Here is a 20,861-nt window from a genome sequence, read left to right on the forward strand (position 1 = left end):
AGCAGTCGTCATAAAGGGTCGCAATGCGCTTAACCTCTATTCGTCTTGTTGGGTTCAAGTCTTTTGTTGATCCGGTGACCGTGCCCTTCGATGGCAACATGACGGCCATCGTTGGGCCAAATGGCTGCGGCAAGTCCAATATCATCGACGCGGTGCGTTGGGTAATGGGGGAGTCTTCCGCCAAAACTCTGCGCGGTGAGTCGATGGCCGATGTTATTTTCAATGGTTCCACCGGCCGTAAGCCGATCAGCCAAGCCTCAATCGAACTCAAATTTGATAACCGTGATGGTGGCATGGGCGGTGTTTACGCCCAGTACGCAGAAATCGCGGTAAAACGCTTAGTCACTCGCGATGGCCAGTCCAATTACTTCTTTAACGGACAAAAGTGTCGTCGGCGAGATATCGCTGATCTGTTTATGGGCACCGGTTTAGGGCCACGCTCTTACGCTATTATCGGCCAGGGGATGATTTCACGGTTAATTGAAGCGCGCCCAGACGATTTGCGTGCCACCCTGGAAGAAGCTGCGGGTATTTCAAAATACAAAGAGCGCCGTAGGGAAACTGAAAATCGCATGCGCCGTACCCAGGAAAATTTGGAACGCCTGGATGATATCCGTGAAGAATTGGACAAACAGCTCGAACGCCTTAAGCGTCAGGCAGAAGCAGCGAAGCGCTACCAAGAGTTAAAACAGCAAGAGTACCGGCTAAAAGGCGAGTTGGCGTTAGTGCGCGGACGCACATTGCGCGCTGAGCAATCTCACCAAGAAAGCCGAGTGCGCGAGCTGGAAATTGCGGTTGAGAAAGACGTATTTGGCGTACGACAGTGTGAAACACGTCTAGAGCAAGCGCGCGAGCAGCACGATGAGCTCGCTGATGTTCTTGATCGCCACCAGCAGCAGTTTTTTGAAACCACTACCCGGATTGCCCGTCTGGAGCAGGATCAAGCGCACCGCCGCAGTCGTGAGGCCCAATTGGCGAGCGATTTAGCAACGGCGCGGCGCGACCTTGATGAACAGCGCAGAATCAGTGAAGGGGATCAAGAGCGACTTGTCGCTATAGAGACCCGTTTAGATGACTTACTTCCAGAGCATGAAGCCCTTGAAGAGCAGTTAGAAGCGCTTGAGCAAACGCTAGCGGATGCCACTCCCGCGCTAGAAGCTGCTGAGCAGCAATGGGCTGATGCAGAAAATCACTGGCGTGATGCCAGTCGAGAAGCAGACCGTAGCCAAGACCAGTTGCGCGATTTAGAGCAACGCATAGCGCGTATGCAGGCAGAAAATCAGCGTCGACGCCAGCAGCGCGGTGAATTAGCAGATATCACTGACCTTCGCAACGAACACGCTGAATGCCAAGCCCTGCGGGAAGAATCCGAACAGCGCGCTAAAGCGTTTCAAACCGAGCGAGACCAATGGCAGCATCGCTATAGCGATGCCAAAGCCGCTTATCAGCAGGCCACCCATGCTCGTGATCAACAGCGCGCCGAGTTCAGCCAACATCAAGGCGAACTCGCGTCATTAAAGGCGTTAATTGATGCCGCCCTGACAGATCACGACCCTGATCTAAGCGTTGCGTTAGCGGCGCACGGCTTAGTTGATGCGCCACGGCTTGGCGAGGCGATCAGTGTGGCATCTGGCTGGGAGCGAGTAATCTCCTGGTTGCTTGCGCCATGGCTAAACGCCCGCTTAGTACCTGAGAATCAATTAACTGCACTACCTAACGCTCTTGCTACCGACTGGTGCTTAATTGATCAAACTGAGCGGCCTATTTCATCAACACAGCGCTTGAATTCACTGGTGACGGGAGCAGGTGCATTAAGCGAATGGTTAGCAAGTATTCACTTCGTAGAAACGAGCGAAGATGCTGAGGCGCTGTTAGCTAATTTAGCGCTCGGAGAGAGTGTTGTCAGCCGAGAAGGTGTATGGCGTGGGCGGGGCTGGCTGCATCAACAGGCCAATGGTGACGGCGTTGATGCATTGTTGGTTACACGCCGTCGTTTTGATGAATTAGACGCCCGCCTTACACAGGATGAAGACGCGTTAACGTTGCTGGATGAGCAGTGTGAGGCTGCCAGTGAAGCCATTGAAGCGCTAGAGCAAGCCCGCGAACAGCAGGCCGAGCAAGAGCGAGCCCACGCGGCTTCGCTTCAACAGCTGGCGGTAAAAGAGCAGCGACTAGCTCAACGCTTGGAGCATTTAGAGAGTCGTGCCACTGAGCTGGATGATGAGCTCGCCCAGCTACAAGAGGATGAGGCGGAGTTAACACTCACCTTAGAAGAACAGCGTGCCCGTTGGCATACCGCCATGGAGCAGTTGGAAGCCGCTGCCGAAGCCCGTGAAACTAGCGCCGAACATCGCAACTACCAGCGAGAGCAGCGCGACCGGCTAAATCAACAGCACGCTCCTATGAAGGTGCGGCAACAGTCGTTAGCGCTAGAGAGAGAGCGGTTAAAGGCTGAACGGGATAGCCTACGTGCCCAGCAAAATCGCAGTAGCGATAGTGAAGAACGTCTATCGCTACGTATTGCTGAGTTAGAAGAAGCACGGGAAATGCTAGTAGAACCAGACGAATTGGCTGCTGAAGAGTTAGAAGAGTTGCTACACCAGCGCGAGCAGCAGGAGCGGCGTCTTAATGATACCCGTCAGCAGGCTCAGACATTAGCTGAGCAGCTGCGCAACGACGAGCTGGCTCGCCAGCAGCATGAGCGCAACTTAGAACAGAGTCGTGAGCAGTTGCAGCAGCGTCGAATGGATGTTCAAGCGCTGGCGCTTAAAGCGGCTACCCAGGATGAGCAATTGGCAGAGCTAGGCCATGATCCTAATGTGTTGGCCGAGCACTTGCCTAGCGATGCCAGCGAAACTGCTTGGCAAGAGCGGTTGGAAAACACGTCAGATAAGATTCGCCGTTTAGGCGCCATTAACCTTGCGGCGATCGAAGAGTACGACCAACAGGCGGAGCGGCGTAATTATTTGGAAGCGCAGCATGCTGAGCTTACGGAAGCATTAGAAACCTTAGAGCGGGCGATTAAGCGTATTGACCAGGAAACGCGAGTGCGCTTCCGTGAAACCTTCGAACAAGTTAATACCGGTTTGCAAACGCTTTTCCCTCGGGTATTTGGCGGGGGAGCAGCCTGGTTAACGCTAACCGGGGATGATTTGCTGGAAACCGGTGTAGCCATTATGGCAAGGCCGCCAGGCAAGAAAAATAGCACCATCCACCTGCTGTCGGGCGGTGAAAAGGCGCTAACGGCACTGTCGTTGGTTTTCGCCATTTTTCAGCTCAACCCTGCACCTTTTTGTATGTTGGATGAGGTAGACGCACCGCTAGACGATGCTAACGTTGGCCGCTACGCCAAACTTGTTAAAGAAATGTCGGAAAGCGTTCAGTTTATCTATATCACCCATAACAAAATTGCTATGGAAGCAGCCGAGCGCTTAATGGGGGTTACTATGCAGGAGCCTGGTGTGTCGAGGCTTGTGTCAGTGGATATAGATGAGGCTGCAGCACTAGTTGATTAAGCGCAGGTCTTGAATGAAGCTTGCTTTTGCTCCTGTTTTTGAAACCTATCCTTGAAAACGGGTGTAGTAACCGCTCCTCTTACAAAATATGAACTTATATTACCTTTAACCCATGGCTTGTTAAGAATTAAAAGCAATATGCTATAATCTATTGGTTATTAAATGCTTTTATGATGTTCCACGCTTTTTAGAAATCGATCTTTAGAAATCGTGTTTTAGGAAGCATCATGAAGAGAGCTGTCAGCAGAAATGTGTCGTTTTATTGCGGAAAGTTAAAAAAATAGCCTGCTCTGTATCTGTCGCCTTCATACGCGTAGGTTAAGGGAGGCGTATGCATCGAAAGCACGTGTTAAAAAGTGCACGCAATAAGAAGAATAGCCCTCAGCGAAACGTAAATGATGGCATGATGAAACGTAAATGATGGCATGATAATGCAGATATCGGGACAAATTAGCGTTAAAATGGCACTTTTTACAGGTAATCCAGTCCAAAATTACGCTTGAAGCCAACCAAACGGCATGAATGCGTGAAAATCCACAAAAAGTGGCCCCTTTTGTAGCAACCGCGCTATGCTTGATAGTAGTTAGCTAACATTGGACATGTTACGCCGTCAGGCATCGCACTTTTGCAACCGGTATATTGACCCATGGAATGCTCGACATGGAACTAAGAGAGTGGTTAATCATTCTAGGACTGGCACTGGTATCGCTAATTGTGGTTGATGGTGTGCGCAGGCTCCAGCGCCAACGTCGTGTGCCCCGTCTGGATCAAGCAGTCAACGATTTACCAGCAGCTAAGATCGAAGAATTTAATGATGAGATCAAAGAAGCTGAAATAAACTGGGAGCTGCCCAACGGCGGAGCCCGAGTTATTAAGCCTGCTGATTATAGTAATCTTGGTCAAAAACCCAAGCTAGAGCGCCAGGAGCATCCAGGGCCATCCAGGGTGCTGTCTGATTTTCGCCGTTCTTTTTCAAATTCTGCCAGCTCAGCTAAGTCAAAAGCTAATGCACATTTCTCTTGGTCTCGTAAAAACGAGCCGCGTAAAAATGAGCCTCTCAAACACGAGCAGCCGTCTACTGTCGGGCACTCCACGTCGGCGAAACATTCATCTGTTCAGTTAGATAACGCTTCGGTCGAGCACACGCTGGGCTTGTCTGCTGTTGCTGAACCTGAACGCCGGGAGCCGAGCGTATTTATGGCCGACGAAACCCCTAATGTTAATGCCGAGCCTCAGAAAGCACACACATCAGCTTTCACGGACGCTTCTAATTCTGATAGCTCTGGCTCGGGTATCTCTAGCGCCGATAATGTCTCTAGCGCTGATAATAGTGAAACGCAGCCAACATCTGAACGGGCCGAGAATTCGCCGCTGGATGCCGGTGACCAAGTGGCTAATGCTGAGAAAAAACAGGCAGCATCCCCACAAGAAACAGTAACTACTGATCCTCAAATGTCTGAAGAGACGGTGTCAGAGGAAGTAAACAACTCCTCGATGAGTTCGATGAGTGCTGAAGAAACAGCAGTAAAAACCGCGCCAACGGCGGAGCTAAGCGAAGAGCAAGCAGAGCCAACGCTAAGAGTCGAACCGGAAGATGCAGCACATCATGCGTCTGGCGTGCCTAAGCGACGCCAGCTCCGTTCAGACACTGCTGGTGAAGAGAGAGAGTTAGACGATGATGAGGTTGATGAATACCGCTTAGTCGACTTCGAAGGCATTGGACGCTCCTTTAAACGTCGCTTAATTGAGCGCCGTAAAGAAAAAGCGCGTAAGAAAGCCGAAAAAGCTAAACGTGCGGAAGCTCTCGCTAAGCAAAAAGCTGAACGCAAAGCGCTTGAAGCTGAACGTAAGGCGCTTGAAGCGCAACAGCGTCGTGAAGCCAAAGAAGCGGCAGACGCCGAAAAAGCCCGTATTGCCCAAGAGCAAGCAGAAGCGCGAGAGGCGGCTGCAATGGCTGCCGCTGCGGAACGTGAAGCGGCACAACATAGTGAACCGACAGTCTCTACTCGCGACGTTTACGACGATAGTTACGATGATAGTTACCACGATGGTGATAACTATGAAGTTGGCTACGACGATGACGCACCTGAAATAGGGTATCGGGATAATGTTGTTCGTACGCATCCCACATTAGAAAAAGCGTTACGTCACGATGTTAATAGCGAGCGAGCCCGAGATACGCTAACTGACGCTGCTGAAATGGTCGTAATTAGTGTGCTTTCGCGGGAACCTGAAGGGTTTGATGGCGGAAAGCTGCTTGAGCTAATCATGGCCTGTGGCCTTCGTTATAGCCGTGAAATGGGGGTTTTCCATCGTTTTGAAACTGAAAGTTTCGACAGCGAACTACAGTTTTCAATGGTGAATGTCCTTAAACCAGGTACGTTCCCGATTGAAGAAATGGATGAGTTTGTAACCCCTGGTATTACGTTCTTGATGCCACTACCGGGTGCTGAAGATAGCTCAGCAGCGTTTGAAGCCATGGTTGAAACGGCGATGGTGGTCGTACGCCATATGGGTGGCGAGCTTAAAGATGAGAACCGTAGCGTAATGACGGCACAAACCATTGAATTCGCAAGACAGCGTGTTCATGAGTTTGAGCGTCGTCATCGTCTGCATCGTCAACTTCAAGCGCGTTAAGCAGCACATTACGTTAACACCCGCCTTCCCTAAGAAGGCGGGTGTTTTTGTTACTAAACACCTGTTTTTGTATGCCGGAACAATTGAATGAGTCAGCCTGAAACCATACTGCTAGAAGAGATTAGTCAGCTGCGCGCTGACCTGGATGATGCAAACTACCGCTACTACGTGTTGGACGAGCCAAAGCTGACCGATGCAGATTATGACCGCAAGCTGCAGCGGTTGAAGCAGCTGGAATCTGAATACCCTGAGGTAGTGTCACCTGATTCCCCTACTCAGCGGGTAGGGGCCGCGCCAGCAGAAGGGTTTCCTGAAGTTGCTCATGCGATTCCGATGCTGTCGTTAGATAACGCTTTTAGCCGTGACGACATTACGGCGTTTGCCGAGCGTGTTGCTGAACGCTTGGAGTGTGAGGCTGGGGAGATTGAATTTAGCTGTGAGCCGAAGCTCGACGGTGCTGCAGTCTCGCTAGTGTACGAGCAGGGCGTACTGGTTAGTGGCGCGACCCGTGGCGATGGCCGTACGGGGGAAGGTATTACATCGAATTTGCGAACCTTACGGTCTGTTCCGTTAAAGCTAATGGGTGACAGCATTCCAGCGCTGTTAGAAGTACGTGGCGAAGTCATTATGCGCCACGCGGGTTTTGAAGCGCTCAATGATCGAGCCAGGGAAGAAGGCAGCAAAGTATTCGCTAACCCGCGTAATGCGGCGGCTGGCAGCCTACGTCAGCTTGATCCGCGAATTACCGCAACTCGCCCATTAGAGTTTCATGCTTATCAAGTTGCCCGCATCGATATGATGCATTTGGGTGACGGCGCGCTTAGCAATGACGCAATGACAACCCATAGCCAGCAAATGGAAAAGCTCAAAGCGTGGGGCTTTCGCGCAAGCGCCGAACTTCGGACTGTCAATGGCCCTGAGTTGGTAGCCGATTACTGCGAGCGGCTGGGTGAAAAGCGCGACCAGTTGGGTTACGACATTGATGGCGTCGTGATTAAAGTAAACGACCTACGCCAGCAGCGAGAACTTGGCTTTGTCGCGCGCGCGCCACGCTGGGCGGTAGCGTTTAAGTTTCCTGCCCAGGAAGAAGTCACAACGCTAAACGATGTGGAATTTCAGGTAGGCCGTACCGGTGCAATTACCCCGGTTGCTAGGCTAGCGCCGGTCACTGTTGCCGGTGTGACGGTATCGAACGCTACGCTGCATAATGCTGATGAGATCACTCGCTTAGGTGTGATGATTGGCGATACGGTGGCCATCCGGCGTGCAGGTGACGTGATTCCGCAGGTGGTGCGGGTAGATATCGAAAAGCGTCCGGCCGAGGCGCGAGAAATTATTTTTCCCGACCACTGTCCGGTGTGCGGTTCAGATATTGAACGGCTGGCAGGTGAGGCGGTCGCTCGCTGCTCGGGTGGGCTTTATTGTGCCGCACAGCGCAAAGAGGCCCTGAAGCATTTCGCCAGTCGTAAAGCGTTAGATGTGGATGGATTGGGTGAAAAGCTGATTGAACAGCTGGTGGACCTGGACTGGGTGAAAACACCGGCGGACTTATTTCACCTATCCGCTGAGCAGCTTCAGGAGTTGCCACGCATGGGTGAAAAGTCCTCGGCCAACTTAGTAAATGCCTTGGATAAGGCCAAGCACACCACGCTGGCACGCTTCATTTACGCCTTGGGTATTCGGGAAGTAGGCGAAGCCACAGCGGCAAACTTAGCCAGCCACTTTGGTACTCTGCAGACCCTGCAAGAAGCTGATCAAACAGCGCTGGAAGCGGTTAATGATGTTGGCCCGATTGTCGCCGCTCATGTTCACACCTTTTTTCGTCAGCCCCATAACCTAGAAACGCTGAAAGCCTTACTTGATGCAGGTATCACTTGGCAGGAGAGTGAAGTAACGCAAGGCCCAACGCCCTTAGCAGGTCAAACCTGGGTGCTCACTGGTACGATGGACAGTATGACCCGCGATGAAGGAAAAGCGCGGTTACAAGCACTAGGCGCTAAAGTGGCAGGCAGTGTTTCCAAGAAAACCACCTGTCTTGTGGCAGGCGAGGCCGCAGGCAGTAAGTTAACCAAAGCAGAGCAACTGGGCGTTGAAGTGATCGATGAAGCCACCTTTATCGAGCGTCTAGCTGCCTGGGAGCAGAGTGAATGAGCCGTTTTATATGAGCCGTTTTATAGAAGTGCCCGCGCGACTACTACCGCCGGAAACGCTGGATGCGTTGCTTGAAGCATTTGTGACTCGTCAGGGGTATGACACCACTGATACTGGCGCAGGTATGAATGGCTGGGTAGCCGAGCTTAAACAGCAGCTTGAGCGTCACGAGTTGATTATTGCTCACGACCTAGAATTGGAAATGACCGAAGTGATGACCCTCGCCCAGTGGCGCTCCTTTGGGCGAGATCTTGCCGACGATGAGGAAGAGGGCGATTACTGAGCGCGTATTAGTGCACTGATAATTCGTCGTCCTGGATGTAAATGGTCCACTAACGTTAGCTCTAGCGGCATAGGGTCATCACATAGTCGTGAGGCAATGACTTCGGCGCAGAGCGGAGCACTGGAAAGTCCCCGAGAGCCGTGAGCGGTCGATATCCACAGCCCTGAATGGTGCTCACCTTGGGTATCAGGCACGTTAGAAGCATCTTTTTGCAGCGCCACGTAATCCTGTTGCCATGCGTCGGCATGGGGTACTGGCCCGGCGTAGGGGCTTTTGTCAGGGCTGGCTGCCCTTACTGCAGCACGACCTGCTAGCGTGTCAGGGCTCAGCGCCACGCCCGCAGTCTCAAGTGTTGCGACCCATTCAGGCAGTGTTTGGCGTAATTCATCAATATTGCGCTGATGATCTGCTGTTGTAACGTCGCTCGTGGCGTTATTAGGCATAAAGCTGGCCCCAAACGTCAGCACGCCTTCCACTGGCGGCGACACATAGCCGCCCGCGCATACCACACGTTGCGGGCCTTGAACTCCCTCAGGAAGCTTCATTTCGCTTACCTGGCCGCGAACTTGTTGTAATGGAAGCGCTGCCGTTTGTTCAAAGCGGTTAGCTAACGACGCATTGGCCACCACAACGTGATCAGCGGTCAGCGTTTCACTGCTGGCCAATTCAACCTGCCATGCGCTGTCGTGGGGCTGTAGATTGGCTACTTCCCCGTGGTGCAAGGTGATATTCGCATGCTGTAGCAGGTGTTTGCAGAGTAGTTTGGGGCGCACCCAGCCTGCCTGGGGATAAAACAGTCCATGACCCGCAGTGATGGGAAGACCCACCAGCTCACTAAGTGTCTCGCTTTGCGCAGATACCACCGCTTCTGGCAGTGGGTGGCGTGCCATAAAGCGCTGCTGGCGAGTAGCCTCCTTGTCACTTAACGCCAGTTGTACCACGCCACACGGCTGCCACAGCGGCGTTTCCTGTGGTGAGGTGAACGCCTGCTGGCTAAGCCAGCGCTGGCTGTAGAGAAGCCCTGATAAATAGAACCGACTCTGGTGATTCGTTTCCGCTGCTAGCTTTACATACAGCGCTCCCTGGCGATTACCGGAGCCACCTGCGCCAGGAGCATCGCGTTCAATGACCGTTACCTTAATCCCGCGCTTGGCCAACGCCGCTGCTACGCTGCAACCGGCCATGCCCGCCCCAATAACGACCACATGGTTAGCAGGCTTGTCCGTAGGTGGCATAAACCAAGGCGTTGATTGGCGGCGAGTGTCTTTAGGCGGTGTGTCGATATAGCCTGCTAACATTTCCCGCTTCCGCCCAAATCCAGGCACCTTTTGCCAGCTAAACCCCGCTGCTTTTAATCCTCGTTTAACGACACCTGCGCAGGTAAATGTGGCAAAGGTGGCCCCAGGGCGAGAGCGCGCGGCCATAGCGTCGAATAGTTCAGGCTGCCACATTGCTGGGTTTTTAGCAGGCGCGAAGCCATCTAAAAACCAGGCGTCGACTTGGCCGTCTAACAGGTTCAACCGTTCGGTTGTATCGCCAAAGTGCAGGTCGAGGGTTACTCGGTCGCTGAGATGAAGACGATGAATACCGCTGACTGGTTCTGGCCACTGGGCGCATAGCACCTGTGCGTAGTGCGCCAAAGAAGGCCAGGCGTTTAACGCGCGCTCAAGAGACGTCCGATCAAGAGGGTATTTCTCGGTGGATAACAAATGCAGGCGCGCAGTACTCTGTGCGTGCTGTTCAAAACAGGCCCATGCGCACAGCATATTAAGTCCGGTGCCAAAGCCTGTTTCGCCAATCACAAACGCGCGGTGGTGTTGCCAATTCGCAAAGCGCTCGGGGAGGTGATTCGCCCCCAGGAAAACGTGCTCGGTTTCAGCCCGGCCATCTTCCCTAGAAAAATACACATCGTCGAAAGCGTCTGAATGGGGCGACGTCTCGTCCCAAGTGAGTGAAGGGGCGCTTAATGCCAAGAGCGGAGGCAGGTCAGTGGAGCGTTGGGTCACGCGGATATCCCATGGTGTGAAAATGAGTGATATAAATTGGTTAAAAAATGATCAACTTGTTGATGCGGGCATTATCTCTGGCCTAGAGAAAAGCGTCCGCCGAGTTTTCACAGAGTTTTCCACAGGCTCTGTGAAAAAGAAGGCGGACTCCTCACACTCGCCTCAATCGGTCAAGGCATAACTTTTTTAAACGGCTTAACAATTACCTTGGCATAGACCCCTGCAATGATGTATGGATCCGCGTCTGCCCATGCTTGCGCGGCATCAAGGCTTTCAAATTCGGCAACGACCAAGCTGCCGCTAAAGCCCGCATCGCCTGGGTTATCGGTATCTATAGCCGGGTGAGGCCCTGCCAGAACCAAGCGGCCTTCATCACGCAGCTTTTCCAGACGAGCAAGGTGATCCGGGCGTGCCGCCAATCGGCGCTCCAAGCTGTTGGATACATCTTCACTGATAATAGCGTAAAGCATGGGGATAACTCCTTGAGTGCTGGGGCGGTTGTCCAGTGTCGAATTGACCGCGCCCTTGTAAGCGCGCACCATGGCGAGCGCCTGTAGACCGTGAAAGGGAAACAGGATGCCTGTTTGTTCACACCATTTTTATTCACACCTTCCTATTCTGACAAACTCGCCACATGGCGTCATGCTTATGCCCTTACTTCCTGCGAACGATCTTCCTGCGAACTATCTTCCTGCAAACGCTCTGCCTCCGGTGTTTGATGTCGACCAGCGATACTCGGTGGATTTACACATGCACTCTACCGCGTCAGACGGCGCACTAACCCCTACTGCGCTAGTAAAGCTATGTGCTGAGCGTGGCCTTACCCACATGTCGCTGACTGACCATGACACTATGGATGGTGTTGACGAGGCAAGTGCGGCAGCAGAGCAGGCAGGCTTATGCTTGATACCTGGCTGCGAGTTATCTACGCGTTGGCAAGGGATCAATATTCACGTTGTGGCGCTTATGCCCGGCGGCTTGCAAGGGCCTCTGGTAGAGGGGCTTAAGCAGCAGCGCGAAGCACGTATCCAACGCGCTGAGGTGATCGCTGAGCGATTAGAAAAAATGGGCTTACCAAACGCGCTAGAAAAGGCACGCGCCCAGGCAGGCAGCGACCGCCCCTTAGGCAGACCCGATTTTGCCCGCGCGCTGGTCGCCGAAGGTGTGGTTGCTGACTGGGCTGGCGCGTTTAAGCGCTATTTAGGCAGTGGTAAAAAAGGCGATGTAAAAGCCCACTGGCCAGAAATCAGTGAAGCAGTGGCCTGGGTGGTTGCCTCTGGCGGCGTGGCGGTGCTGGCGCACCCGTTGCGCTATGGGCTTACCCGGCGCAAGCGAGGTTTGCTGATGGATGCCTTTCAAGCTGCAGGCGGGCAAAGCGCTGAGCTGGTGAGCGGACAGCAAAACCCTGATAGCACCCGTGATCTGGCTCGGCAATTGGTCGAACGCAACTTATACGCCTCTATGGGCAGCGATTTTCATTTTCCTGGCAGCCATGCCGCCCCCGGCAGTATGAGTGTCATACCACGCACTGCTGCGCCGCCAATTTGGCAGCATTCGCGCTTAATTCATTTACGCGATGCACCCAGTGGCATGTTAGGCCCTGGGTCTTAAAGCGCATATCGGCTAACCTTGAAACTAAATGGACAACGATGTGCCCACGGGCAGGAGCAAGTGATGAGTCAATATTTTCAGATTCACCCCGAAAACCCACAGAAACGCTTGATTGATCAAGCCATCGATATCATCCGTAAAGGTGGAGTGGTCGCGTACCCAACGGATTCAGGCTATGCACTGGGCTGTCACTTGGGTGAAAAAAAGGCCATTGAAAAGATCAAGTGGCTGCGCTCGTTAGACGATAAACACAATTTCACACTGATGTGTTCGGATCTTTCCGAGATTGGCACTTACGCTAAAGTGGATAACGCCGTATTTAGGTTGCTCAAGGCTCACACCCCAGGGCCTTATACCTTTATTTTAGATGCCACCACCGAAGTGCCGCGGCTGTTACTGCACCCGAAGCGCCGTTCTATTGGCGTACGCGTGCCCGACCACCGCATTACCCATGCGTTGCTTGCTGCGCTGGGTGAGCCTCTGATGAGCGTGACGTTGATTCCAGTAGGCGATACCTTGCCAATGAGCGACCCTGAAGAGATCCGCGACCGCTTTGGGGCACATCTTGATGCCATTATCGATGGCGGAGCCTGTCACCTTGATCCCACCAGTGTAATTGATCTACGCGAACTGCCACCCAAAATCATACGGGAAGGGCGTGGCGATATTTCGCCGTTTGAGTCTTAACGCTGTTTAGAACCCCGGTCATGAAAGTGGCTTCAACATGCATAAAGAAATCGCTTTAGCCAGTTAATAGACGTTTTCTAGCTAAAGCGATGTTTGCTTCGTGTAAGTGCTTTGTTGTTTGTAAGTGCTTTGCAGCTTGTAAGTGCTTTACTGTTTTAGGCTTTCGTCGTCTTCCCCCGTTTTCGCTGATTTCTTGCGTGGGTCTTCTGTTTCTTCATCCAGCCATGTGCCACAGCGTAGACAATAGCGGGCGCGTTTTTCATGGTGGTCGTGGCCACAGCCGGGGCAAGCTTCTTCTGAGTAGCGGTCTTCGCGGATAGAGCGGATAACCTGGGCGGAAAATACTCCGGTCGGCACTGCGATAATCGAGTACCCGAGCAGCATCAAGATCACCGTGATGGTCTTGCCGACTGAGGTGGCAGGCACAATGTCGCCATAGCCCACCGTGGTCATGCTGACGATTGCCCAGTACATTGACATCGGTATGCTGGTAAAGCCTGCTTCCGGCGACTCGATGGTGTACATCAGCGCCGCAAATAGCATCACCACCATCATAATGCTGCTAAAAAACAACAAAATTTGGCGTAGGCTGCGTTTGAGTGCACTGATGAGCAGATGTGCTTCCCCAACAAACTCCATTAAACGCAGAATACGAAAGATGCGTAAGACACGCAGAATACGAACAATGACGAGCCCGTGAGCGCCGGGTACAAGCAGTACGAGCCAAGTAGGCAAAATGGCTAGCAGGTCAACAATGCCGTAAAAGCTTTTCAAGTATAAGAAAGGGCGCTCTAGGCAGTAAATCCTCACCGCTAGTTCAATCGTAAATAGCAGCGTAAATACCCACTCTACATAGAGAAAAATGTGTCCGTAACGCTCGGAATAACTGTCTACGCTGTCTAGCAAAATGACAGCCACGCTCATTAAGATGGCGATAATTAGCGCAATATCAAAGGCTTTGGCCCCCGGCGTATCGGACTCAAAAATAATATGAAAAAGTCGCGTGCGAAGTCCTTCTGCACCGGGAGTTAATTGAAAACTCATCGCGTCATCCTAAAGTGGGCTAAATGTTTCTAGCGTAGCGTGGTTTGATAGGCGAAGCGATGCGCCAACGCTAACGCAGCAACGCCGTAAGCGGGCGTTGGTTGCCCGTTGTCCGTCAGTGCCGTGGTCAGGGTATAAGCATCGCTGCGGGCGTTTTCATTCAGCTGTGGGTGGGCGGCCAGCGTGGCTAACGCCTGTTGTGTGATGGTTAGATGCTGTGCAAGCCCACTGTCGTGATAGGCATCCAGCGCCATCGTGGCCCTGTGCAGCCACTGAGCCGGTGTGTCAGCCTCAGGTAGTAACCACTGCTGCGCGCCTAACGCATTTCCACGCGCCGCTTTGCTGGTATCCGAAGGACGCAGCGGCACGCTTTCTGCAAGCACCAAGGCCAGCGACCAAAGCGCCTCTGGAACCCCCGCTTTTAATTCCAGCTCAACCTCACAAATAGTGGCTTGAGCGCCACCGCTGACAATCTCCCCTTCGTCTAGCACTAGCTCGATGTGGCTGTCTAGCCAGTCGATTTGCCAGCTGCGCCGAGTAAAGTCGGTGCGCAGCGCAGGGCGTAGCGCTGATATCGCTGTGCTTAATGAACCTTCAAAAGGCGGCAGGGCAGCCAAACCACGTTGGTCAAGCTGCGCACCAGGGACTTGCCACTCCCACTCTTGTCGGGTGGAAAGGCCACCGCCACCTTTACCAGCGGTTTTTACCGTTTGTAGCACGCGATCATCTATTTGGCGTAGGCGCACAGCAATTCGTGCTTTTGCCATATCCCCTGCTGGTGTATCGAAATAGGTGTTCGCAAGGTGCTGCTGTTGGGGTGATGTGGCTAGCACGTAGTGACTCAGCAACGCGTTCCGCTGGGCGGGGGCAAGGGCAAGTTTAAGCTCGATTTCTGTTGGTTCAGAAATAGGCGATGAAAAAGCAGTTGAATTTTTCATGACATTAGCCACCTTTTTATCGTGACGTTTCAGTTAAATTTTGATGACATTATGAACTTTTCATGACGGCGGCTGGCGCACTCTTTATACTGGCGCCCGCCATTTCCAGGCTCCCCGAAAACAGGCTAAAGGCTATATGGTTACCCCCAATCCTTTTTCTGCGATGTTTGGCCGCTCGCCATTCCAGCCATTGCTGGCCCACATCGTCAAGGCCAATGAATGTGCCGACCAATTGTTGCCGTTTTTTGAAGCATCGCTTGCTGGCGACTGGGACACTGCATCTGAACTGCGTGAAAACGTCACTCGCTTAGAGCATGACGCCGACACGCTAAAAACAGAGCTACGGCTTAATCTGCCTAACACGATGTTCCTTCCCGTCTCGCGTTCTGATTTGCTCGACCTTATCAGTGTGCAAGACAAGATCGCCAATAAGGTGCGCGACATTACTGGCATTATGCTTGGCCGTAAAATGCGCGTGCCCGATGAGCTGGCTGACCCCATGCGCGATTATATGCGAACCAGCGTAGCTTGCGTGGCTCAGGCGCGTCAGGCGTTAGAAGAGCTGAAAGACCTACTTGAGTCCGGTTTTGGGCGCAATGTGTCTGATGTCATGCAAAAGATGATCCGCGAGCTGCACACCCTTGAACACCAAGCTGACGATCAACAGATCACCATTCGGCGACAGTTGTTTGCGCTTGAGAATCAGCTTCCACCGGTCGACGTGATCTTTCTTTACAAGATTATCGATTGGGTTGGTGAGCTATCCGATCGCGCCGAACGCGTGGGCAGCCGCCTACAGATTTTGACCGCCCGCTAAGGAAATTCCATGCAGATTATTGTCCAGAACAGTGAAATCTTCATTATCCTGGCCTGTGTGTTTGGCTTTTTTATGGCTTGGGGCGTTGGTGCTAACGATGTAGCCAATGCGATGGGGACTTCGGTAGGGTCGAAGGCTATCACCATCAAACAAGCCATTATTATTGCGGTTGTCTTTGAGTTTTTAGGTGCTTGGTTAGCGGGTGGCGAAGTGACCGCAACCATTCGAGGCGGGATGCTTGACCCCGTATTGTTAGCAGATAACCCTCAGCTATTGGTTTACGGCATGCTTTCCGCGCTGCTGGCAGCTGCTATCTGGCTAATGATTGCATCGGCGCGTGGCTGGCCAGTGTCTACTACCCACTCTATCGTAGGCGCTATTGTTGGTTTTGGCGCGGTAGGCCTTGGTGTAGAAGCGGTTGCCTGGGGCAAGGTAGGTCAAATTGCATCTAGCTGGCTTATTTCACCGCTGCTTGCAGGTACGATCGGCTTTGTACTGTTTAAGTCGGTGCATCATCTTATTTTTGAAAATAAAGACCCCTTCAGCGCTGCAAAGCGTTATGTACCAGGGTATATCTTTTTGGTCGGCTTTATCGTTGCGATGGTCACCCTGACCAAGGGCTTAAAGCACATTGGTTTGGACCTAAGCTTTGGTCAAAGCCTGCTGCTTTCTGTTGTCATTGGTATCATCATTATGGCGCTCGGTGTGATCATGGAACGCCGTGTTAAATACGTTCAGAACACCAGCGATCACTTTGGCTACGCCAACGTTGAACGGGTGTTCGGCGTACTAATGATCTTTACGGCCTGTGCGATGGCGTTCGCCCATGGTTCTAACGATGTTGCCAACGCTGTAGGCCCACTGGCAGCAGTCATTAGCGTTGTGCGTAGTGAAGGCGTTATTGATAGCGCGGCGCTTGTGCCTTGGTGGGTGCTGGTGCTGGGTGGCGGCGGCATTGTGGTCGGCCTTGTTACTTACGGCCATAAAGTGATTGCCACCGTAGGTACTGGCATTACTGAGCTTACGCCAAGCCGTGGCTTTGCCGCTACACTGGCTGCCGCGACTACGGTAGTACTGGCATCGGGTACTGGCTTGCCGATTTCAACCACCCATACGCTGGTAGGGGCGATCTTGGGTGTGGGGCTAGCACGCGGTATGGCGGCACTTAATCTGCGTGTTATCGGTACGATTGCGATGTCATGGTTGATCACTTTGCCTGCAGGCGCTGGCTTGGCTATCCTGTTCTTCTTTATGTTTAAAGGCATGTTTGGTTAATGCGGAAGTAAATCCGCCATAGTACGCCCTTGCTCGATGCTAGTTTAGGTCGATAACGCAGCGGCACCTTCACGCAAATTAGCCTGTTTCCGGGTTGATTTGCACAAGAAGGTGCCGCTGTTTTTTGCGCTCTGTTAAAGTAAACGCGGATATTTTCATTTACCTGCTGCCGGAGAGCGGCCCTTGGACACACGCTTCCCTTTTGTTGATTGGTTTCGTAACGCTTCCCCTTACATTAATGCCCACCGGGGACGAACCTTTGTCATCTTAATTGAGGGCGAAGCCATGGCGTCTGGCCGAGGAGAGCAGCTGATACAGGACTTAGCGCTGCTACACACCTTGGGCGTGCGGTTAGTCGTGGTGTTTGGTATTCGACCGCAGGTACACGAAGCGTTGACGACTGCTGGTGTCGAGCCAACACGGGTGGATGGTCGCTGGGTAGCTGACCGAGCGGTGATGGCCCATGTGGAGCAGGTGGCAGCACATCAGCGGCTATGGTTAGAAGCACGGCTTTCTTTAGGCCTGCCTAGCACGCCGCTGCACGGGGTGGAGCTAAGCGTAATTTCTGGCAACTTGGTGACCGCCAAGCCCCTTGGTGTACGTGAAGGCGTCGATTTTGACCACAGCGGTGAAGTGCGTCGGGTGCGCGCGAGTGCCATTGAAGGGCTGCTGGAAAAAGGCTCTCTGGTGTTGCTGCCACCGCTTGGCTTTTCCAGTACGGGTGAAGTGTTTGATTTAGATGCCTCAGAAGTGGCGCAACATGCTGCCGTCGCGTTGAAAGCGGATAAGCTCATTCTATTAGGCGAATCAGAAGGGCTTGAAGACGAGCAGGGCGCACTATTACGCCAGCTTTCTCCGGCAGAAGCTGAACCTCGACTGCAACAGGCGTCGCCGGGTAGTGAGTTGGCCCGCCACTTGAACGCCGCCTGCACAGCGGCCCGAGAAGGGGTGGCGCGCACCCACCTGCTTTCTTGGCGTAACCACGATGCCCTGTTAGGGGAGTTATTCACTCGCGACGGCGTTGGGACCATGATCACCCAGCACCGCTACGAGCAGCTGCGCCCGGCCACATTAAACGATGTCGCTGGTCTGCTAGAGCTGCTGGAGCCGCTTGAGCGACGGGGCATGTTGGTAGCTCGTTCGCGGGAGCGGTTAGAGCACGAAATTGACGATTACATGGTCATTGAACGTGATGGCATGGTGATTGGCTGTGCCGCGCTGCATGTTTTCCCTGACACCACTGTGGGGGAAATGGCCTGTGTCGCCGTGCACGGCAACTATCGCGGCGGTGAGCGCGGCGAGCGCTTGGTGGAAGCATTAGAGCGACGCGCCCGCCAGCGTGGGCTGACCGAAATGTTTGTACTGACGACGCACACGGCCCATTGGTTTGTCGAACATGGTTTCCACTCGGCAAGCTTAGATGACCTACCGCCGTTAAAACGTGAAGCCTATAACCACGCCCGAAAATCCAAGGTGCTGGTCAAGACGTTAGCGCGATAGAAAAATGTGGATAGTAGTGTAGTTGTCGCACATGGTTACTACTTAAGTAGAAAACTGAGGATTAGGTAGAAAGCTGAGGATTAAGTAGAAAGCTAAGAAGGGCGGCTTGGCCGCCCTTTTGATAACTAATGTCTCAGGTATTCAAAATAACGCCGCCGTTTAAGTGCAGCGTTTGACCGCTCATATAAGACGACTCTTCACTGGCAAGATACACATACGCTGGGCCAATTTCACTCGGTTGGCCGGGGCGCTTCATAGGCACTTGCCCGCCAAAATTGGCGACCTTCTCTTCATCAAAGCTGGCGGGAATTAGCGGTGTCCAGATAGGCCCAGGAGCCACGGCATTAACTCGAATACCTCTATCCATTAACGACATCGCCATGGACCGCACAAATCCCTGAATGGCGCCCTTCGTGGCGGTGTAATCAATCAGCGTGTCGTTGCCTTTAAAAGCGTTGATTGAGGAGGTGGAGATAATGGTATCGCCATTGTTTAGGTGAGGCAGCGCCGCTTTAGTGAGGTAAAAATGACTGAACACGTTGGTTTGAAACGTGCGCAGTAGCTGGTCATCAGGAATATCCGTGACATCGTCCCAGTCATACTGCTCAGCGGCGTTATGAACCACCACATTGAACTTGCCAAATGCTTGTAGGGTGCGTTCAACAATGTCGCGACAAAAAGCCGGTTCTGCCACATCACCTTGCAGTACCAGGCAGCGTCGTCCTTCTGCTTCTACTAAGCGTTTGGTGTCTTCGGCATCTTTAGGCTCTTTAAGGTGCACGATAACACTATCAGCACCTTCACGGGCGTAATGCACCGCCACAGCTCTACCAATACCGCTGTCGCCACCAGTAATAATGGCAATTTTATCTAACAACTTATCGGCACCGCGATAGCTTTCGCGAATATACTCCGGCGTTGGTTGCATTGCATGTTCAGCGCCAGGCTGTTGATTCTGATGCTGCGGGGGTTGCTGTTGATCGCTCATGTGCGTCCACTCCTTTGTTGGCACAGATGGGTTGGTATTGCTTTTAAAGCTAGCCTATTAAAAAGCTGCGAAATTGAAAGAGCATAAGGGATTACTTATATGTATTTACATTTGCGTGTTTACATTTACGCATTTACATTTTTAAGAGTTTGATGGCTCACCTATAAGGGCTTAATCACGCCATTACTAACGTAGACCAATGACGCAAGGATGGGCAAATGATAGCCAAGAGGTTAGGTAATTAGGTGGTTGGATCGTTAGATAAAAATGCGGATAGTAAACGTTAATAAACTCAGTTTAAATTTTAAATCAGGCATTGTTAATGATGCGCTGCTGTCACAAGTGGCTGTTTTGACGGTTTTATAAACTGAGGCGTGGCGAGATCGGTTGGGGAGAGTAGTGCTGGGCTGTGGCAAGTAAACGACAAGCGACTATAGTGTATAAACCTATTCACATCCCTTGGCACGCAAGGCTTTAGGGCGACTACCAAGCAGGGCTGCCAAGTAGTAGGAGGTAATATGCAACAACCTGATAAAGACGATCAGAAGAAAGATCAGCGCGACGATCATCACGATGATGCCAACCCAATGCCCGACACGCACCATGTCAATCCTGATGGCGATGATAAGCCGTCTCCCAAGAAGTCTACTTCCTAATCGATTGTTTTTACCTATAAAAGGGTGCTACTAACAAGTGGCACCCTTTTTTATAGGAATAGGTTGTTAATTAATGTCTGTATTTTTAAAAAGTTTTTATTTTGATTTAAGTTGCAGGGTTGGTTGATATTTGTTTGGTTTTTCAGGTTTATTTGATAATCCGACTGCTTTAAATTGAAAGCTAAAGGTAGCCCGCTATAGTTTTGGAGGATAGATCATTTTCGAAGAGAGTAAACGACACGGAGGATGTCATTATGACCGAACAAGGAAAGCATCACCCTTCACATGATTACGATTCGCTTAAACAAAAAGGCCAAGAGAGCGCTGCAGAGATAAAAGATGCCGCAGAGCAGCAGGCGGAAAATGCGTTTGCTCAACAGCGCGAGAGCGCAGCCGAACAAACCAAAATAGTAAGTGCTGTGTTCCAGAAGGCTGCGGACGAATTTGATCGCCAGAAACAGCCATTTTGCTCACAGCAGACAAGAAGGCTTGCCCAAAAAGTAGACCGCTTTTCGCAAACGATGCGCGACAAGGATCTGCATGGGCTATGTAAAGAAGCAGAAAACTACGGAAGAAAAGAGCCAGCCCTATTTATCGGTGGCGCTATTGCCGCGGGTTTTTTGGTCACGCGTTTTCTGCGCAGCTCTTCAACCCATTCTGATGCTGCTAATAACGGCTCTCAGCATCAAGCCGGCGAACACAATGCTGTGCAGTCAAACCGCGTTTAACGCAGAGCCATAGGCTAAAAATTGT

The 20,861-nt window shown here is 52.2% G+C and carries 16 protein-coding genes; 11 read left to right on the forward strand and 5 right to left on the reverse strand.

From position 1 onward, the window contains the following. Positions 1-23 precede the first annotated feature (23 nt). The 4 genes from smc to K1Y77_RS03665 all read left to right on the forward strand — a co-directional run bounded on the left by smc (position 24) and on the right by K1Y77_RS03665 (position 8,586). Positions 24-3,515, forward strand: a complete 3,492-nt coding sequence (gene smc, locus K1Y77_RS03650; RefSeq protein WP_264430386.1) for a chromosome segregation protein SMC — start codon at positions 24-26, stop codon at positions 3,513-3,515. A gap of 660 nt (positions 3,516-4,175) precedes the next feature. Continuing rightward, positions 4,176-6,152, forward strand: a complete 1,977-nt coding sequence (locus tag K1Y77_RS03655) for a cell division protein ZipA (RefSeq protein WP_264430389.1) — start codon at positions 4,176-4,178, stop codon at positions 6,150-6,152. Between the two features lie 87 nt (positions 6,153-6,239). Next, positions 6,240-8,303 carry an NAD-dependent DNA ligase LigA gene (gene ligA / locus K1Y77_RS03660; protein WP_264018757.1) on the forward strand — a complete coding sequence of 688 codons (2,064 nt, stop codon included), beginning with the start codon at positions 6,240-6,242 and terminating at the stop codon, positions 8,301-8,303. Positions 8,304-8,313: 10 nt separating this feature from the next. Next, positions 8,314-8,586 (forward strand): YheU family protein, encoded by a 273-nt coding sequence (locus tag K1Y77_RS03665; RefSeq protein WP_030069715.1) that lies wholly within the window; start codon positions 8,314-8,316, stop codon positions 8,584-8,586. On the opposite strand, the gene mnmC is transcribed toward K1Y77_RS03665, so the two are convergent. Further along, complete coding sequence (mnmC, locus tag K1Y77_RS03670) at positions 8,580-10,592, reverse strand: bifunctional tRNA (5-methylaminomethyl-2-thiouridine)(34)-methyltransferase MnmD/FAD-dependent 5-carboxymethylaminomethyl-2-thiouridine(34) oxidoreductase MnmC (protein WP_030069717.1); 2,013 nt, start codon at positions 10,590-10,592, stop codon at positions 8,580-8,582. The genes K1Y77_RS03665 and mnmC overlap by 7 nt on opposite strands. A gap of 170 nt (positions 10,593-10,762) precedes the next feature. Then, positions 10,763-11,062, reverse strand: coding sequence for a YciI family protein (locus K1Y77_RS03675; RefSeq protein WP_030069719.1), 300 nt, complete (start codon positions 11,060-11,062; stop codon positions 10,763-10,765). A 178-nt stretch (positions 11,063-11,240) separates the two neighbouring features. Here K1Y77_RS03675 and K1Y77_RS03680 point away from each other — a divergent pair, with 178 nt between their 5' ends. After that, positions 11,241-12,203 (forward strand): PHP domain-containing protein, encoded by a 963-nt coding sequence (locus tag K1Y77_RS03680; protein WP_264430394.1) that lies wholly within the window; start codon positions 11,241-11,243, stop codon positions 12,201-12,203. A 63-nt stretch (positions 12,204-12,266) separates the two neighbouring features. Beyond that, a complete protein-coding gene (locus K1Y77_RS03685; RefSeq protein ID WP_030069723.1) occupies positions 12,267-12,890 on the forward strand; it encodes an L-threonylcarbamoyladenylate synthase in 624 nt (207 codons plus the stop codon). A gap of 147 nt (positions 12,891-13,037) precedes the next feature. On the opposite strand, the gene K1Y77_RS03690 is transcribed toward K1Y77_RS03685, so the two are convergent. Beyond that, entirely contained in the window at positions 13,038-13,934 is an 897-nt protein-coding gene (locus K1Y77_RS03690) for an ion transporter (RefSeq protein ID WP_030069725.1), read from the reverse strand. A 29-nt stretch (positions 13,935-13,963) separates the two neighbouring features. Then, entirely contained in the window at positions 13,964-14,872 is a 909-nt protein-coding gene (locus K1Y77_RS03695; RefSeq protein ID WP_264430397.1) for a CYTH domain-containing protein, read from the reverse strand. Positions 14,873-15,008: 136 nt separating this feature from the next. Here K1Y77_RS03695 and K1Y77_RS03700 point away from each other — a divergent pair, with 136 nt between their 5' ends. The 3 genes from K1Y77_RS03700 (at position 15,009) to argA (ending at position 18,464) form a co-directional block, all read left to right on the forward strand. After that, on the forward strand, positions 15,009-15,689 hold the full coding sequence (locus K1Y77_RS03700; RefSeq protein ID WP_030069729.1) for a TIGR00153 family protein: 681 nt from the start codon (positions 15,009-15,011) through the stop codon (positions 15,687-15,689). 9 nt (positions 15,690-15,698) lie between these two features. Continuing rightward, on the forward strand, positions 15,699-16,964 hold the full coding sequence (locus K1Y77_RS03705) for an inorganic phosphate transporter (protein WP_030069731.1): 1,266 nt from the start codon (positions 15,699-15,701) through the stop codon (positions 16,962-16,964). A 183-nt stretch (positions 16,965-17,147) separates the two neighbouring features. After that, a complete protein-coding gene (gene argA, locus K1Y77_RS03710) occupies positions 17,148-18,464 on the forward strand; it encodes an amino-acid N-acetyltransferase (protein WP_264430399.1) in 1,317 nt (438 codons plus the stop codon). A gap of 133 nt (positions 18,465-18,597) precedes the next feature. Here the strand turns inward: argA and K1Y77_RS03715 are convergent, their stop codons facing one another. Beyond that, positions 18,598-19,452: an SDR family oxidoreductase gene (locus tag K1Y77_RS03715; RefSeq protein WP_030069733.1), complete on the reverse strand. Its 855-nt coding sequence runs from the start codon at positions 19,450-19,452 to the stop codon at positions 18,598-18,600. Positions 19,453-19,970: 518 nt separating this feature from the next. On the opposite strand from K1Y77_RS03715, the gene K1Y77_RS03720 reads away from it, so the two are divergent. Further along, positions 19,971-20,108 carry a hypothetical protein gene (locus tag K1Y77_RS03720; protein WP_198023685.1) on the forward strand — a complete coding sequence of 46 codons (138 nt, stop codon included), beginning with the start codon at positions 19,971-19,973 and terminating at the stop codon, positions 20,106-20,108. A gap of 254 nt (positions 20,109-20,362) precedes the next feature. Beyond that, positions 20,363-20,836, forward strand: a complete 474-nt coding sequence (locus tag K1Y77_RS03725; protein WP_264430402.1) for a hypothetical protein — start codon at positions 20,363-20,365, stop codon at positions 20,834-20,836. Positions 20,837-20,861 lie beyond the last annotated feature (25 nt).

The organism is Halomonas qaidamensis (assembly GCF_025917315.1).
Lineage (GTDB): Bacteria > Pseudomonadota > Gammaproteobacteria > Pseudomonadales > Halomonadaceae > Vreelandella > Vreelandella qaidamensis.